The sequence below is a fragment of the Actinomycetospora sp. NBRC 106375 genome (genome assembly GCF_030269665.1).
Taxonomy (GTDB): domain Bacteria; phylum Actinomycetota; class Actinomycetes; order Mycobacteriales; family Pseudonocardiaceae; genus Actinomycetospora.
Genome location: NZ_BSTS01000014.1, coordinates 167132 through 181539, shown reverse-complemented (window position 1 = coordinate 181539; position 14408 = coordinate 167132). Strand labels below are relative to the sequence as shown.

Here is a 14408-nt window from a genome sequence, read left to right as displayed (position 1 = left end):
CGGTTGCGGGCCCGGTGACACTCCCGCACATAGTCGATCACCTCGACCCCGACCAGCCCGGCCGGGTCGACCGCCTCCAACCCACCCACCAGCCACGACGGCACCCCCGCAGCGCCCCCCGCCCCGCCGCCCGCGGCGGGGCTGCCGGCCTGGTCGATGCTCACACCCGGGACGCTAGACCCGACCCCCGACACTCCCGGACGATCTTGGACCGGGTCCCCGACCAGCGGCGACGCGGCAGCGGCGTCGCCGTCAGCGCCCCGGTCGAGATCCACGGGTCCGACGCTAGACCCGACCCCCGACACTCCCGGACGATCTTGGACCGGGCCCCCGACCGGCGGCGACGCGGCAGCGGCGTCGCCGTCAGCGCCCCGGTCGAGATCCACGGGTCCGACGCTAGACCTGACCCCCGACACTCCCGGACGATCTTGGACCGGGCCCTCGACCGGCGGCGACGCGGCAGCGGCGTCGCCGTCAGCGCCCCGGTCGAGATCCACGGGTCCGACGCTAGCCCCGACCCCCGACACTCGTAGACGATCATGAACCGCGCCAGTGACCGACACAGCGACCGGCGTCGGGGCGCCGACGCTCCGCGCGGCGCTCGACCCGACAACCCCGTCGATCACGAGCCGGCCGTCACGGAACCAGCGCCACCTTGCCCGTCACCGCCCGCTCCCCGAACAGCGTCAGCACATCGCCCGCCTCCTCCAGAGGTCGCACCGCGGGCACCGGCGGCCGCAGCTCGCCCCGCGCGACACCGTCCAGCACCTCGCCCAGCAGCGCCGTCGCCGCGGCCGGCGACGTCCGTGCCCAGTCGCCCCAGTCGACACCGATCACCGAACGGTTGCCGATCAGCATTACGTTCGCGGGCAGCTTCGGGATCTCGCCGGACGCGAAGCCCAGGACGGCGAACCGCCCCGACGGCCGCAGCGCCCGCAGCGCCGACTCCGCGGCCGCGCCACCGACCGGGTCGATCACGAGGTCGGCGCCGCCGTCCGTGTGCTCCCGGATGGCGTTCTTCAGGTCGTCGTAGCCGATCGCGTGCTCCGCGCCGGCCGCCCGCGCCGCGTCCTGCTTCTCGGCGCTGGAGGCGACGGCGACGACGTGCGCGCCCCGGCTGCGCGCGACGTCCACGGCGGCGAGCCCGATGCCGCCGCCCGCCCCCAGGACGACGACGCGGTCCTCGGCGGCGACCGGCACACGACGGGTCACGGCGAAGAGCAGGGTGCTGTAGTTCTCCAGCGCCGTCGCCGCCACGGCACCGGGGACGTCCTGCGGCACCACCGCCACCCCGTCGGCGGGCAGCACCACGTGGGACGCGTAGGCGCCGAAGCCCATCATCACCGCGGCGACGCGCGTGCCCGGGGCGACGCCCGCACCGTCGGTGACCCGTCCCACCACCGCCGAGCCCGGCGTGAAGGGCAGCTCGGGTCGCAGCTGGTAGCCGCCGCGGACGATCAGGGCGTCGACGAAGCTGGTCCCGATCGCCTCGACCTCGACCAGCACCTCGCCCGCACCGGGCCGCGGCCCGGGCTCGTCGACCACCTCGAGGTCGCGCGGTTCGCCGAACGCCCGGCACAGGATCCGTCGCACGTCGCTCTCCTCCCGGGTGCTGGGCATGATGGTCGGGTAAGTCCGGCAGAGGATCACACGAGGCCGGGTGGACGTTCATCGTGTAGGAGTGCGACGGATGGGGATCGACGCCGAGGCGAGGCGCGCGCCCGCGCGCTCGGCCTCCGACGCGCGCCTCTTCGAACCCGACGCCGACGCCGCCTTCGAGCGGCTGGCTCGTCTGGCGACCTCGCTGACGGGTGCGCCGGCCGGCGTCGTGTGGCTGGTCCAGGACGACCGCGTCGTCCGCCGCAGCGTGCACGACGCGGTCGGCTCGACCGTCGACCCCGGCGAGCTGTCGCCGCCGTCCGAACGGTCGCGGTGCGCCCTCGTGCTCCGGGACGACGGACCGGTCTGGGTCGACGACGTGACGGACGGGACCCCGGAGGCCGCGTCCGCCGCCGACCCGGTCCAGGCGTGGGCCGGCTGCCCGATCCGCGACACGGCCGGCTCGGCGATCGGCGTGCTCGGCGTGCTCGACGTCCGGCCGCGACCGTGGTCGAGCCACCAGCGCGACGTGCTCACGACCCTCGCCCAGGCCGCCACCGGGGAGGTCGTGCTGCGGGCGGCGCTCGCCGATTCCCGAGCCGACCGCTCCCAGGCCGACCGGCGGGCGGCCCGGTCCGACCAGGACGCCCGCGAGGCGGGCCGCCAGGCCCAGCAGGCCGGCGCCCAGGCCCGGCAGGCCGGCGCCGCCGCCCGCTACTTCGAGGCCCAGGCCCGGTCGGCGAGCGCCGAGGCCCGGTCCGCGAACGCCCAGGCCGCGACGTCGGACCAGCTCGCCGCCGAGTCCCAGCGCCTGGCCGGGCTGGCCGAGCAGCACGCAGAGGAGGCCGAGGAGCTCGCGGCCACGTTGCGCGAGAGCCTGCTGCCGGCGCGCCTGCCGGCCTTCCCCGGCGTCGAGGTCGCGGCCCGGTACCGCCCCGGCACGGGCGGCTCCGTGCTCGGCGACTTCTACGATCTCTTCCCGACCCCGGACGGGTGGGGCGCCGTGATCGGCGACGTCTGCGGCAAGGGGCCCCACGCGGCCCGCACCACCGCGCTCGCGCGGTCCACGGTGCGCGCGCTGGGCCACACCGACGACGACCCCGGCTCCGTGCTCGCCGCCCTGCACGGCGTGCTGCACGTGTGGTTCGACGAGCGACCGAGCTTCGCCACGGTCGCCTACGCCGGCATCACCCCGCGGGTCGGGGGCGAGGGGCTCGACGTCCGTCTCGCGAGCGCCGGCCACACCCCGGCGGTCGTCCTGCGCCGCGACGGTACGCTGGAGGTGCTCGAGGCCGGAGGGCGGGCGCTGGGCATCCGGCCCGAACCGCGGATCGCCGTCGAACCGGTCACGCTCGACCTCGGCGACCGCCTGCTGCTCTACACCGACGGCGTCACCGAGGCCCGGCCCGCGGGCGGGCGCGAGTTCGAGCTGGACGGGCTCCTCGGCATCCTGCGGGGCCTCGCCCCGGACGCGGGGGAGCACGCCGTCGCGGACGCCGTGCTCGCCGCCGTCGCCGACCACGCCGCCGGGGCCGCGCTGGACGACACCGCGCTCCTGGTCATCCGCGCCGGGCGCCGCTGACGGAGTGACCGGTCACCACGGGGTTGCCGGACCCTGACGACGGGGCATCCGTCAGGATCATGCCGACATCCGGGACCGGCGACACCGACGTCGCCCACTGGCCCGACCCGCTGCGGGTCCGCGCGTCCGCGGACAACGGCAACGTCCGGCACCTCCGTCGTCGACTGACGACCTGGCTCACCGGCGACCACCTCGACGAGGATGTCGTGGACGACCTCGTCATGGCGGCGTCGGAGGCGCTGGAGAACTGCTGCGACCACGCCTACCTCGACCGGGAGGCGGGCGTCATGACGCTCTGCGCCCGCATCGTCGACGACGCACTGGTGATCACGATCGCCGACGACGGGGTCTGGCAGGCTCCGCCCGCCGACCCGGGCGGTCGGGGCCGCGGACTCGGGATGATGCGGGCGCTGGCCGACGACGTCGACGTCCGCGCGGGGCCGGACGGCACGCTCGTCGCCCTCACCCGCCACGTGGACCGACCGGTCAGCCCAAGCGGATCGTCCCGCTGATCGACGGGGCACCCGGGACGCCCGCCGTCACGGCGAGCTCGTCACCGCTGGGCTCGCCGTCGTGGTCGGCGACGAGCCGGGAGCCGGCGAAGGCGGGCCGGGAGAGGCGGTAGTCGAACGCGGTGACGCTCCGGTCGGGGCGGTGTCGCCGCGGGATCTCGAGCAGCACGAGCGCGAGGAGCGGCCCGTGCACCACGAGGCCGGGGTAGCCCTCGACGCCCGTGACGTAGGGCTCGTCGTAGTGGATGCGGTGCGTGTTGTACGTCAGCGCCGAGAAGCGGAAGAGCAGGGTCGCGTCGGGGACGAGGACGACCGCCTCCGCCGACGGCTCGTCCGACGAGGCCGCCTCCGGATACCCGATGCCCCGCGCCTGCCCGGGCGTCTGCGACCGGTAGACGATGTCGGACTCCTCGGTGACGAGCACGTCGCCGTCGTCGCGCGCGTACTCGTCCCGCACCGTTACGAGCAGCATCTCCCCGCTGCGCCCGTGCTTGACATCGGCGCGGATCAGGGACGAGTGCCGGGTCAGGGACTCGCCCACCCGCATCGGGCTGGCCATCCGCAGCCGCCCGCCCGCGATCATGCGGCGGCGGTCGGGGATCCGCGGCAGGAAGTGGCCGGCCGCGGGATGGCCGTCGTCGCCCAGCTCGTCCTGGCGCGGGTGGGCGAGGAACCCGAACCAGTGCCACATCGGTGGCAGCGGGTCGGCCTCGGCGGCGACCGGGTCGAGGCCGAACAGCCCCGACACCGCCGCGACCGTCCACGCCGTGGTGGTCCCGGTGGTCGTCGTGGGCTCTGGGGCCCAGCCGGCGGTGGCGCTCGCGAGGTCGGTCACGGAGGCCACCCTTCCCGCTCAGACCGCCGTCCGCCCACCGTCGACCGGGAGCACCGCCCCGTGGACGAACGACGCCGCGGGCCCGGCGAGGAAGGCCACCGCGGCCGCGATCTCCCCGGGCGTCGCGGGCCGGCCGGCGGCCGCCGCGGCGGCCATCCCGTCGAGCGCGGGCCCGAACCGCTCGGTGCCCTCGGTGCGCGTCGGACCGGGGCTGACCGCGTTCACCCGCACCCCGGCCGGCCCGAACTCCGCGGCCCAGGCCCGGGTGAGCGCCCCGAGGGCCGCCTTCGACGAGCCGTAGAGCCCGATCCCGGGCATGCCGCACTGCGCCGCCATCGACAGCACGTTGACCACGGCGCCGCCGCCCCGCGACGCCATCGCGGGGGCGAGCGCCGCGACCAGGCGGTGGGGCGCGGCGACGTTGACCGCGAGGACGGCGGCGAGGTCGTCGTCGGTAACCTGCGGCGTCAGCCCGTCGGACGGGTACATCCCGGCGTTGTTGACCAGCACGTCGACGCCGGCGGCCGCGGCGGCCAGGTCGCGGACCGACGTCGGGTCGGCGAGGTCGGCGGCGCTGAACTCGGCGGAGCCGCCGTCGGCCCGGACGGCGTCGACGGTGCCGGCGCCGCGAGCGGCGTCGCGGCCGTGGACGAGGACGTGGACACCGGTCGCGCCGAGCTGCCGGGCGACCTCCCGGCCGATCCCGCTGGTGGCGCCGGTGACGAGAGCAGAAGAAGTCATGTCCGGGACGCTAGGAGCGATACCGGGCGACATCCGCCCGGTATCTCCGGCAGGATCGAGCGTTGTGACCCGCCCCACCGCCCGCGTGCTCGCGCTCCTGGAGATCCTGCAGGCCGGCGGCGTGCACCCGGTCGGCGCGCTCGCGGAGCGCCTGGCCGTCGACGAGCGCACGGTGCGGCGCTACGTCGAGCACCTCCAGGACCTCGAGGTGCCCGTCGAGGGCGTGCGCGGGCGCTACGGCGGCTACCGGCTCGCGACCGGCTTCCGGATGCCGCCGCTGATGCTCACCGACGCCGAGGCCGTCGCGATCGCGGTCGGTCTGGCCGCGGGCCGCCGGACGGGGATGGTCACCGAGGCCGCCGAGAGCGCCACGGCCAAGGTGCGCCGCGTCGTGCCCCGGGCGCTGGGGGAGCGGCTCGACGCGCTGCTCGGGACCCTGGCCCTCACCGAGCCGGCGCGGGAGGCCACGAGCCCCGGGACGGCCGTGCTCCTCGCGGTCGCCCACGCGGCGCGGGAGCAGCGACCCCTCGTCATCGCCTACGCCGGGCGCGGCGAACGCACCGTGCACCCCTACGGCGTCGTGGCCCACTCCGGGCGCTGGTACCTCACGGCCGCCGACCCCGCCCACGGCGAGGTCCGCACGTTCCGGCTCGACCGCATCGAGCGCGCCACGCCCGGAACGGGCCGGTTCGAGGTCCCCGCGGGCTTCGACCCCGCCCGGCGGGTGCTCACCGGGCTCGCCGAGGTGCCCTGGGAGCACGAGGTGTCGGTGCGCCTGCGGACCGACGCCGCGACGGTCGCGCGCCGGCTCCCGACCGGTCTCGCGGTGGTGGAGGAGCTGGACGGCGCGGTCCGCGTCCGGCTGCGCGCCGAGCGCCTCGACTGGGTGCCGTCCGTGCTCGCGTCCCTCGACGCGCCGTTCGAGGTCGAGTCACCGCCGGCGCTGCGCGACCACGTCCGCGCGCTCGCCCGGCGCCTCGACGCCGCCGCCGGCTGACCCGGACGAGAGCAGCGCCGCGCCCGCCTCCCGCAGGTGCTGCTCCCCGGCCACGACCTGGCGCCGCGACCACGGCCCCGGGCAGAACGGCTCGCCGCCCTGGAGCAGGTCGTCCGCCTTCAGGCCGGGCCACGCCGGCTCGACGATCTCCCGCGGCGACCACGGGGTGACGTGGCCCCAGACCAGGCCCCAGCCGTCCGCCGTCGCCGTCGCGAGCCGGTCGCGGTGCTCGACGTACAGCTCGTGGGCCCGTGCCGTGAGCAGGTCGAGGTCGACCGGGGCGCGCCCGGCGCCGGACGCCGCCCGTCCGGTGGCCCCGACGTAGACGTGGACGTGCGGGCGCAGGCCCGCCACCCCGGGCACCCGCTCGTCGACGACGTGCGTGATCGCCAGGTGCGCGGGCTCGGAGCCGTCCGCGGTGAGCACCGAGCCCCCGTAGTGCTGCACCCGGCGCGCGCAGGTCGCCGCCTCGCGCGCGTAGAACTCGCGCAGCGCCGACAGGACGCCCGCGTGACCCGTGTGCTGCAGGGAGTCCATCCACACCGCGAGCGACAGCGGCGCGGGCACCAGCACGTCGACCGCGTCGTCCGGCGGGTCGGTGAACACCGGGTCGAAGAGACGGTCGGACGCGATCGGTTCGCTGGACGCGGACACGGCGATCACCCCCGGACGCAGGGGGCGTCCCTCGCCGGGAGCCTACGGCGGCCGGGCGGTGACGGCAGGGCGAAGCGGCGCTGCGCTCCCCGGCCGGGCTCAGCGCGGCTGGATCTCGCCCATCGGCCCGAAGCCGTCGTGCGGCGTGTCGATGTAGAGGATCTGGGGCGTCTCCGACACGACGTAGGGCGCCTTCTCGAAGAACTCCTTCACGTGCGGCTGCGCGACGTGGGTCGCGCCGGCCTCGGCGTCGCGGAAGTTCTCGATGCAGACGAACTCGTTCTCGTCGGTGAGGCTGCGGGAGAACTTGAACAGCAGGCAGCCTTCCTCGGCGTTCACGTCCTTCGCGTAGGAGTCGGCCAGCGCCAGCCAGTCGTCCATCTTGTCGGGACGGATCTGCATGACGATGTTGATCACGATCACGGCTGCGCTCCTTCGACGACGGCGGCGCTCATCGTCGTGACGCGGGCCGCCGACCGTCAAGATCGGCGTTCGGCGTGCAAACGGTGGCGGCCCGTAGGGTCGTGGGGTGCAGGGACGGGGTACGGCGCAGCGCCCCCGCGGACAGGTCGCCCTGCCCGGTGGCCGCTTCGCGATGGGCGACCACTTCGGCGAGGGCTACGCCGCGGACGGCGAGCACCTCGTCCACGACGTGACGCTCTCGCCGTTCGGGCTGGACGCCACGGCGGTCACCAACGCCGCGTTCGCGACGTTCGCCAAGGACACGGGCTACGTCACCGACGCCGAGCGGTGGGGCTCCTCGGCCGTGTTCCACCTCGCCTTCTCCGGCGACCGCTCCGACGTGCTCTCCAGCGTCGAGGACGCCGGCTGGTGGCTCGCGGTGCGCGACGCCTGCTGGCGGCGGCCCGAGGGCCCCGGCTCGTCGGTCGGCGACCGCGCCAACCACCCGGTGGTGCACGTGTCGTGGGACGACGCGCAGGCCTACGCCGCCTGGGCGGGCAAGCGGCTGCCGACCGAGGCCGAGTGGGAGTACGCCGCCCGCGGCGGCCTCGACGGCGCGCGCTTCCCCTGGGGCGACGAGCTGCGCCCCGGGAAGCGGTGGCGGCTCAACATCTGGCAGGGCCGGTTCCCGACCCACAACACCGCCGAGGACGGCTTCCTCACCACCGCGCCGGTGAAGACGTTCCGCCCGAACGGCCACGGCCTGTGGCAGATGGTCGGCAACGTCTGGGAGTGGTGCGCCGACTGGTTCGCCCCCGACGCGTACGCGCACGCCGCGCCCGTCGACCCGACCGGCCCGGAGGCGGGGGAGAGCCGGGTCATGCGTGGCGGCTCGTACCTCTGCCACGACTCGTACTGCTACCGCTACCGGGTCGCGGCGCGGTCGTCGAACACCCCCGAGTCCAGCTCGGGCAACCTCGGCTTCCGATGCGCGGGCTGACGCCTCACTGCGCGGCCATGACCCGGCGGTAGCCGCCCCCGTCGTCCGGTGCGGCGTCGTCGCGTAGTTCGATGCGCACCGTGTGGACCGTCCCGGTGAACGCGTTGCCGGTGCGGGGGTAGTCGGTGCTCACCGGGGTCCCGAGGTCGACGCCGACGTCGAGGGTCTCGTCGAACGAGAAGTAGTACGGGACCGTGGCGTCGACGACGCCGGTCGCGACCTTGGCGTCGTCGACCGACAGCACGACGCTCCCGCCGCGCCCCACGCCGCCGCCGTCGTAGGCGAAGTCGACCCGGACCTCGTGGCGCCCGGGCGGCATCGGGTCCTCCGCGCGCAGCGTGTGCACCGCCAGCCCGAAGTAGTTGTAGACGTAGCAGGCGCGCCCGCCGAGGCAGTAGAGCGCCCAGCCGCCGAAGCGCCCGCCCTGGGCGACGATGACGCCGTCGGTGAGCGTGCCGTCGGTGTCGACGTCGGCGACCACCGCGTGCGAGCGGTTCTTGACGTTGGGCACCGTCTCCTCGATCAGGCGCCGCGTCCGCCCGTGGTAGGTCACCGTGCGGCGGTTGCCGACGAGGTCGAGCCGGCCCGCGAGCTTCGGGTTCTCCCGCTCGGTGACCCGGTCGTCCAGCGGCAGCACCTGGTACTTCGCGGCCTCGCCGAGGAAGAGCTCCTGGAGGGACGCGAGCCGCTCGGGGTGCGCCGCGGCGAGGTCGTGGGCCTGGCTCCAGTCCGTGGTCGTGTCGTAGAGCTCCCAGACGTCGTCGCGGAAGGACCGCCCGGCCGTCGGGACCATCTCCCAGGGGACGCCGTGACGGGTCACCGCGGTCCAGCCCTCGTGGTAGACGCCGCGGTTGCCGCACATCTCGAAGTACTGGGTGCGCCGCCGGTCGTCGGCGTCGGGGGCGTCGAAGGTGTAGCGCATGCTGACGCCCTCGATCGGCTGCTGGGTGACCCCGTCGACCGACACCGGCTCCGGGACCCCGGCGCACTCGAGGACGGTCGGCAGGACGTCGATGACGTGGTGGAACTGGTGGCGCAGGCCGCCGCGGTCGGGGATGCCGCGCGGCCAGTGGACGACGAGGCCGTCCCGGGTGCCTCCGAAGTGGGAGGCCACCTGCTTGGTCCACTGGTAGGGCGTGTTCATCGCGAGCGCCCACCCGACCGGCGCGATCGGGTAGCTGTCGGGCCCGCCGATCTCGTCGATGTGCCCGATCATCTCGGCAGGGTCGTCGACGAGGCCGTGCCCGAGGCGGTGCTCGACGAGCGTGCCCTCGAGGCCGCCCTCGCCGGACGCGCCGTTGTCGCCGATGAGGTAGACGAACAGCGTGTTGTCGAGCTCGCCGAGCTCCTCGAGCTCCGTCACGAACCGCCCGAGCTGGGTGTCGGCGTGCTCGGTGAAGCCGGCGAAGGTCTCCATGAACCGCGCCCCGAGCGCGCGTTGGTCGTCGTCGAGCTCGTCCCAGTGGGGCACGCCCTCGGCCCAGGGCGCGAGCTCCGCCGACGCGGGCACCACCCCCAGCTCCTTCTGCCGCTCCAGGGTCAGCTCGCGCTGGCGGTCCCACCCGTGGTCGAACCGGCCGCGGTGGCGCTGCTGCCACGCCGGGGCGACGTGCAGGGGCGCGTGCGAGGCGCCGAAGGCGAGGTAGGTGAAGAACGGGCGGTCGGGCGTCATCGTGCGCTGGGTGCGGACCCAGTCGACGGCGTGGTCGACGAGGTCCTCGGAGAGGTGGTAGCCCTCCTCCGGCCGGCGGGTCGGCTCGACCGGCGTGGTGCCCTCGAACAGCAGCGGGTACCAGTGGTTCATCTCGCAGGCCATGAAGCCGTAGAAGTGGTCGAAGCCCTCGCCGGTGGGCCAGCGGTCGAACGGCCCGATCGGGCTGATCTCCGACGGCGGGGTCTGGTGCCACTTGCCGAACGCGGCGGTGCTGTAGCCGTTGGCCTGCAGCGTGCGCGCCATCGTCGCCGCGCTGCGCGGGCGGAAGCCGGTGTAACCGGGCGCCGAGGTGGCCATCTCGGTGGTGCCGCCCATGCCGACGGAATGGTGGTTGCGGCCGGTCATGAGGGCCTGGCGGGTGGGGGAGCAGAGCGCCGTGACGTGGAAGCGCGTGTAGCGCAGGCCGTCGGCGGCGAGCCGGTCGGCGGTCGGCATCGGGCACGGCCCGCCGAAGGCGCTGGAGCTGCCGAACCCGAGGTCGTCGAGGACGACGACGACCACGTTCGGCGCGCCGTCGGGCGCCGCGGTGGGCCGCACCGGCGCGAACGGCTCGGTCTGCTCGTCGATCCCCAGCGCGGTGACCGCCTCCGCGCGGCGCTCCGGCTCGGGCAGCACGTGACGACCACCGGTGAACCCGTCCATCGTCAGCTCCCACCGTCCTCTCTCTCGATGTCCTCGATCAGCTTCTCCCGAGGAAGCGTTCGGATCCAGCGCACATTCCCGCACACCGGTGTTTGGATGAGCTTCATGGAGCTCTCCCTGCGCCGCCTGCGGACCCTCCGCGAGGTCGCGCGCCGGGGCGGGGTCAACGCTGCGGCGGGCACGTTGCACTTCTCACCCTCGGCGGTGTCCCAGCAGCTCGAGGCCCTCGCGGCGGAGGTCGGCGCCCCGGTCCTCGAGCGGGTCGGACGCGGGGTGCGCCTCACCGAGGTCGGGCGGGTGCTCGTCGAGCACGCCGAGGTGCTGCTCGCCGCCGAGCAGCAGGCGTGCGCCGCGGTGGAGGGCGCGCGGCAGAGCCTGTCCGCACGCCTCACGGTCGGGGTGTTCCCCGCCGCGGCGGCCGCGCTCGTCCCCGCGGTGGTCGACGACCTCGCCGCCCGACACCCGGGGATCACCGTCGACAGCGTCGAGGCCGACACCGAGGACGTCGCCACCGACGTGCGGCACGGCCACCTCGACCTGGCCCTGCTGCTCGACTACCCGGACGCCCCCGAGCCCTGGCGCACCGACCTCACCGTCGTCCCCCTCGGCCGCGACCAGATCCACCTCGCCGCGCCGGCCGGGACCGCCCACCGGCCCGGCGTCGAGCTCGGCGCGCTCGCCGACGAGGACTGGATCCTCTCCGGCCCGGACACCTACTGGGGCCGGGCCGTCCGCACCGCCTGCCGGCGCGCCGGCTTCGACCCGCGCGTGCGGCACCGCGCCGACAGCTCCGCCACCGCCGCGGCCATGGTCGCGGCCGGCCTGGGCGTCACGCTCGTCAGCGACCTGGGCCGGATCTTCTGCCCGCCCGCCGGCGTGGACGTCGTCCCGCTCGCGCGCCCCCTGTCCCGCACGATCGTCGCCGTCCACCTGCCCCACACCGGCGAGCGGCCGACCGCGCGGGCCGTCCTCGAGGCGTTCGGGCACGCCGCGGTGACCCGGGGGCTCGCCCCGGCGACGTGAGCGCACAGGCTGTGCTCATCGGCGTCGGGAACCATCGCCGGGATGCTCCCCGGCCTCCTCGCCCGCCTGGTCGTGCTGCTCGGCGCCGCGGCGCTCGCGCTGGGCACGGCGGCCTCGGCGCCGGCCGGACCCGTGCACGCCGTCGCCGCCACCACCCCGCCGATGGGTCTGAACAGCTGGAACGCCGTCGGGTGCTCGGCGGCGTTCGACGAGGCCTGGGTGCGCGCCCAGGCGGACGCGCTCGTGCGCACCGGGCTGCGCGACGCCGGCTACCGCGACGTCGACCTCGACGACTGCTGGGCCGCGCCGGAGCGGGACACCGGCGGGCGGCTGGTCGCGGACCCCGCGCGCTTCCCCCACGGCGTCGCGGCGTTGGCGGACTACGTGCACGCCCGCGGCCTGCGCCTGGGCGTCTACACGAGCGCGGGAACCATGACCTGCGACGCCGCCGGGTTCCCCGGCTCGCTCGGTCACGAGACCGCGCGGCCCGACCCCGAGACCGGGGACGGCCGCCTCGTCCTGCGGCGTCCCCTGGCCGACGGGAGCGTCGCCGTGTCGGTGACCGCGCTCGGCGACCGGCCGGTCACGGTCCCCGCCGACGTGGCCGGCACCGACCTGCTCACCGGCGCCGCTGTGGTCCCCGGCGGGCCCGTCGCCGCCCACGCGACCGTGCTGGTCCGGACGGCCGCGGGTGCGTGATGCTCACCGGCGCGACGTCGACCGGACGACCGGGTGTCGGTAACGTCCTGATCCGACCGGGCCGATGACCCCCGTGGGTGCTGGGACGCCGGGAGGCGGGTTCCCGGGGAGGTGGTCGTGGCGCGACCGTTGCGGTTGGTCACCGAGGTGCAGCGCCTCGGCACGATCGTCTGGGTCGCCGCGTTCCTCATCGTCGCCATCTCGATCGGCCGGCTCGCCTACTCGGCGCTGGTGACCGTCCCGGCGGGCGACGACCTGCGTGCGGGCCTGCTCGCCTACGAGGACACGCAGAACGCGGTGCTCTCCACGGACTCCTCGCTGCGCGCCTACCTCGCCACGCGCGATCCCTACTTCCTCGACCGCGCGAACGAGATGGCCCCGCAGATCGCCACGGCCGAGACGACGATGGTGGCGACCCTGGACATGCCGGAGGTGTTCCCGCACGTCCTCGACCTGGTGGCCGCGCAGCGCCAGTGGCAGACCGGCTGGGTCGGCGAGCTGTCCGGCGTCCCGGCCGAGGGCGTCCCGGCCTTCCTTGCCCGCGGCGACGTGATGTTGCAGAACTACCGCGCCGCGAGCGCGGTGACCCGGGCGGCGGTGCTGGAGGAGATCGCGACGACCGACCGGTCGGTGCGGACCCTGCAGCGCACCCTGGTCGTCGTCACGGCGCTCATCGCGGTCGCCGCGCTGGCGGTCGCGCTGCGCGGCCGGCGGCGGCTGCTCGCCCACGTCGTCGCGCCGGTCGACGGGCTGCTCGCCTCGGTCCGCGGGATCGGCGAGGGTCGCCTCGAGCCGCCGCACCCCGTCGACGGGTCGGCGGAGCTGGTGGCGCTGCGCGACGGGCTGGCGGACATGACGGTGGCGCTGGCCCGCCAGCGCGAGGAGACCTCGGTGCAGGCCGAGCGGCTGCAGGCGCAGACCGACCGGCTGCGCACCATCCTGATCATGACCCGTGAGATCGCGGGCAGCCTCGACATCCGGCACGTCGTGGACTCGACGGTGCAGGCCGCGGTGGCGGTCGCCGACGGACGGGTGCTGCTGTGGCTGCTCGAGGACGACGGGGCCGGCCTCGAGCTGGTGTACGACTCCGACCGCGGCGCGGCGGCCCCCATGGAGGCCCGCTGCGCGCTGGGGCACGGCGTCGTGGGGCGCTCGGCGCGCTACGGGCAGATCTCGCGCGGCGACCCCGGCGTCGAGGAGGACGCGGCGGTCGCGGTCCCGCTCGTGGTCGGGGCGCGGGTCATCGGGGTGCTGGAGTGCCATGACTCGCCGGAGGGCGAGGTCGACGGGCAGCGGCTGTCGACCGTCGAGATGCTGGCGACCCTGTCCGGGTCCGCGATCGAGGCGAGCCGGCTGCACGCCGCGGCCGAGCGGCTCTCGCAGTTCGACCCGCTGACCCAGCTCGCCAACCGCCGCCGGCTCGGCGCCGACCTGGCGTCGGCGGTCGCCGCCGCGCGGGCCCAGGCGTCGCCGATGTCGGTGATCATGGTCGACCTCGACCACTTCAAGGAGCTCAACGACCGCTACGGCCATCAGCAGGGCGACGTGGTGCTCCAGGAGGTCGCCACGACCCTGCGCACGGCGATGCGCGACGGCGAGACCGCCTATCGCTACGGCGGCGAGGAGTTCGCGATCCTGCTCCCGCGCGGCGGCCCCGACGACGCGGAGAAGCTCGCCGAGCGGCTGCGCCTCCGCGTCGAGACCGACTTCCGGCGCGGGGACAAGCAGCTGGTCACCGCGTCGTTCGGCGTGGCGGGGCTGCCCGAGCACGCCGGGGACGGCGAGGCCCTGCTCAGCGAGGCCGACCGGGCGCTGTACTCGGCGAAGAACGCCGGCCGCAACCGCGTCCACCGGGCGGAGTAGGGAGACAGAGCGTGGTCCCGGGCGCCCGTCCCCGGGAGCAAGCCGGAGACGGACGTCCGGGGGCCCGGGAAGGTCGGGCTACCAGGCGTGCACCGGACGCCGTGGTGGCGGTCTCGGCGTCAGGGACCGACGACCGGCCGCTGAC

13 protein-coding genes are annotated in these 14408 nt (G+C 75.5%); 7 read left to right on the top strand and 6 right to left on the bottom strand.

All coding sequences use genetic code 11. The annotated features are described in order from the left end of the window. Nucleotides 1-636 precede the first annotated feature (636 nt). Nucleotides 637-1593 carry a zinc-binding dehydrogenase gene (locus tag QSK03_RS23020; RefSeq protein ID WP_285657145.1) on the bottom strand — a complete coding sequence of 319 codons (957 nt, stop codon included), beginning with the start codon at nucleotides 1591-1593 and terminating at the stop codon, nucleotides 637-639. A gap of 97 nt (nucleotides 1594-1690) precedes the next feature. On the opposite strand from QSK03_RS23020, the gene QSK03_RS23015 reads away from it, so the two are divergent. Both QSK03_RS23015 and QSK03_RS23010 read left to right on the top strand, forming a co-directional pair. Continuing rightward, nucleotides 1691-3181, top strand: a complete 1491-nt coding sequence (locus QSK03_RS23015; RefSeq protein ID WP_285657143.1) for a PP2C family protein-serine/threonine phosphatase — start codon at nucleotides 1691-1693, stop codon at nucleotides 3179-3181. A 59-nt stretch (nucleotides 3182-3240) separates the two neighbouring features. Continuing rightward, complete coding sequence (locus QSK03_RS23010) at nucleotides 3241-3693, top strand: ATP-binding protein (protein ID WP_285657142.1); 453 nt, start codon at nucleotides 3241-3243, stop codon at nucleotides 3691-3693. On the opposite strand, the gene QSK03_RS23005 is transcribed toward QSK03_RS23010, so the two are convergent. Together QSK03_RS23005 and QSK03_RS23000 are read right to left on the bottom strand one after the other, a co-directional pair. After that, complete coding sequence (locus tag QSK03_RS23005; RefSeq protein ID WP_285657140.1) at nucleotides 3668-4528, bottom strand: HTD2 family dehydratase; 861 nt, start codon at nucleotides 4526-4528, stop codon at nucleotides 3668-3670. The two genes, QSK03_RS23010 and QSK03_RS23005, sit on opposite strands and share 26 nt — an antisense overlap. A gap of 18 nt (nucleotides 4529-4546) precedes the next feature. After that, a complete protein-coding gene (locus tag QSK03_RS23000; RefSeq protein ID WP_285657139.1) occupies nucleotides 4547-5269 on the bottom strand; it encodes an SDR family NAD(P)-dependent oxidoreductase in 723 nt (240 codons plus the stop codon). Nucleotides 5270-5333: 64 nt separating this feature from the next. Here QSK03_RS23000 and QSK03_RS22995 point away from each other — a divergent pair, with 64 nt between their 5' ends. After that, nucleotides 5334-6266, top strand: coding sequence for a helix-turn-helix transcriptional regulator (locus QSK03_RS22995; RefSeq protein WP_285657138.1), 933 nt, complete (start codon nucleotides 5334-5336; stop codon nucleotides 6264-6266). Here the strand turns inward: QSK03_RS22995 and QSK03_RS22990 are convergent. Then, nucleotides 6201-6920 carry a hypothetical protein gene (locus tag QSK03_RS22990; RefSeq protein ID WP_285657136.1) on the bottom strand — a complete coding sequence of 240 codons (720 nt, stop codon included), beginning with the start codon at nucleotides 6918-6920 and terminating at the stop codon, nucleotides 6201-6203. The two genes, QSK03_RS22995 and QSK03_RS22990, sit on opposite strands and share 66 nt — an antisense overlap. Before the next feature lie 99 nt (nucleotides 6921-7019). After that, entirely contained in the window at nucleotides 7020-7343 is a 324-nt protein-coding gene (locus tag QSK03_RS22985; RefSeq protein ID WP_285657135.1) for a putative quinol monooxygenase, read from the bottom strand. A 172-nt stretch (nucleotides 7344-7515) separates the two neighbouring features. Here QSK03_RS22985 and QSK03_RS22980 point away from each other — a divergent pair, with 172 nt between their 5' ends. Beyond that, nucleotides 7516-8322, top strand: a complete 807-nt coding sequence (locus QSK03_RS22980) for a formylglycine-generating enzyme family protein (protein ID WP_502872208.1) — start codon at nucleotides 7516-7518, stop codon at nucleotides 8320-8322. Nucleotides 8323-8326: 4 nt separating this feature from the next. Here the strand turns inward: QSK03_RS22980 and QSK03_RS22975 are convergent, their stop codons facing one another. Next, entirely contained in the window at nucleotides 8327-10678 is a 2352-nt protein-coding gene (locus QSK03_RS22975) for an arylsulfatase (protein WP_285657132.1), read from the bottom strand. Between the two features lie 96 nt (nucleotides 10679-10774). Between QSK03_RS22975 and QSK03_RS22970 the strand changes: the two genes are divergently transcribed. From QSK03_RS22970 to QSK03_RS22960, 3 genes are all read left to right on the top strand, one after another. Then, on the top strand, nucleotides 10775-11701 hold the full coding sequence (locus QSK03_RS22970) for a LysR family transcriptional regulator (protein WP_285657131.1): 927 nt from the start codon (nucleotides 10775-10777) through the stop codon (nucleotides 11699-11701). A 42-nt stretch (nucleotides 11702-11743) separates the two neighbouring features. Next, entirely contained in the window at nucleotides 11744-12400 is a 657-nt protein-coding gene (locus tag QSK03_RS22965; protein ID WP_285657129.1) for a glycoside hydrolase family 27 protein, read from the top strand. Nucleotides 12401-12517: 117 nt separating this feature from the next. Next, nucleotides 12518-14263, top strand: a complete 1746-nt coding sequence (locus tag QSK03_RS22960; RefSeq protein ID WP_285657127.1) for a GGDEF domain-containing protein — start codon at nucleotides 12518-12520, stop codon at nucleotides 14261-14263. Nucleotides 14264-14408: the final 145 nt, after the last annotated feature.

Bases quoted from the DNA above. Each gene is read 5' to 3' on its own strand.
- QSK03_RS22975 (WP_285657132.1), bottom strand. From the start codon at position 10,678: ATGGACGGGTTCACCGGTGGTCGTCACGTGCTGCCCGAGCCGGAGCGC.
- QSK03_RS23000 (WP_285657139.1), bottom strand. From the start codon at position 5,269: ATGACTTCTTCTGCTCTCGTCACCGGCGCCACCAGCGGGATCGGCCGG.
- QSK03_RS22970 (WP_285657131.1), top strand. From the start codon at position 10,775: ATGAGCTTCATGGAGCTCTCCCTGCGCCGCCTGCGGACCCTCCGCGAG.
- QSK03_RS22980 (WP_502872208.1), top strand. From the start codon at position 7,516: ATGGGCGACCACTTCGGCGAGGGCTACGCCGCGGACGGCGAGCACCTC.
- QSK03_RS23010 (WP_285657142.1), top strand. From the start codon at position 3,241: ATGCCGACATCCGGGACCGGCGACACCGACGTCGCCCACTGGCCCGAC.
- QSK03_RS22965 (WP_285657129.1), top strand. From the start codon at position 11,744: ATGCTCCCCGGCCTCCTCGCCCGCCTGGTCGTGCTGCTCGGCGCCGCG.
- QSK03_RS23015 (WP_285657143.1), top strand. From the start codon at position 1,691: ATGGGGATCGACGCCGAGGCGAGGCGCGCGCCCGCGCGCTCGGCCTCC.